This is a genomic window from Ruegeria sp. AH12 (assembly GCF_056541465.1).
Genome location: NZ_JBQFYL010000087.1, coordinates 1 through 975 on the forward strand (window position 1 = coordinate 1; position 975 = coordinate 975).

Annotated in this window: 2 protein-coding genes; both read left to right on the forward strand. The window is 61.6% G+C overall.

What is annotated here, in order from left to right:
* The coding region (gene cobA, locus ACR0EL_RS21805) for a uroporphyrinogen-III C-methyltransferase (RefSeq protein ID WP_480502263.1) at positions 1-600 on the forward strand (600 nt) is incomplete at its 5' end.
* Entirely contained in the window at positions 593-964 is a 372-nt protein-coding gene (locus tag ACR0EL_RS21810) for a c-type cytochrome (RefSeq protein WP_480459890.1), read from the forward strand. The genes cobA and ACR0EL_RS21810, both read left to right, overlap by 8 nt.
* Positions 965-975: the final 11 nt, after the last annotated feature.

The following is a 975-nucleotide window of genomic DNA, read 5'->3' on the forward strand; positions in this document are numbered from 1 at the left end:
GTTGGGAAGGCCCCCAAGTGTCATACCGTGCCGCAGGATCGCATCAACGAAATCCTCGTCGAGGAAGCCAGCGCCGGTCACACCGTTGCTCGCCTCAAGGGGGGTGACCCGATGATCTTCGGACGCGGCTCGGAAGAGGCCGCGCACCTGATGGCAAACGGAATCCCAGTCGAATACGCGCCAGGCATTACCGCAGCGCAGGGGGCATCCTGTTCGACAGGCGTGCCGCTGACCCATCGCGGGTTGGCGACATCGGTGCAATATGTCACCGGGCACCGACAGGCCGACAAGGTGCTGGATCTGGATTGGAAACGTCTGGCCGACCCGGACTCGACCTTAGTCGTCTATATGGGCGTCGCCAATATCGGCCAGATCGCCATGGGACTGATGACTGAGAACCTGCCCGGCTCAACTCCGGTTTTGGCGGTAGGCAAAGCGACCACACCTGATGAGCGCCGGATGGTATCCCGGCTGGATCGGCTGGCCTCTGATGTGCGCAAGGCCGGGCTAAAGGCGCCCACGCTGTTCATCATCGGCAAGGTAGTTTCACTTTATGCAGAACGGCCTGTGGCCGACCTTTTGGAGCAGGCGCATGGCTAAGTTCGGTTCCAGAAGGCCGGCACAGCAACCGGCTGTGAGAGGACGCAAAGGATGGGCAGCACGTGCTGTTCTCACTTCCGCAGTGCTTGTTGCCACCACGGCCTTCGCCGCCGACACTCTTGACCCCAACGCACTGAAGCGTCTTGTCCATCAGGACTGCGGCTCTTGCCACGGGCTGTCGCTGAAAGGTGGTCTCGGCCCTGATCTGAGATCCGAGACTCTGGAGCACTACGACGCGGACGTTCTGACCGGCGTGATCCTCGACGGCATCCCCGACACCGCGATGCCCCCATGGCGGCCTCTGATCAGCGAAGAAGAGGCCGAATGGATCGCCCGTTACCTGCTGGCACAGGAGGCACAATGAAACAGCTCATC

Excerpts from the sequence above, each read along its gene's own strand:
- ACR0EL_RS21810 (WP_480459890.1), top strand. The coding sequence starts at position 593 with ATGGCTAAGTTCGGTTCCAGAAGGCCGGCACAGCAACCGGCTGTGAGA.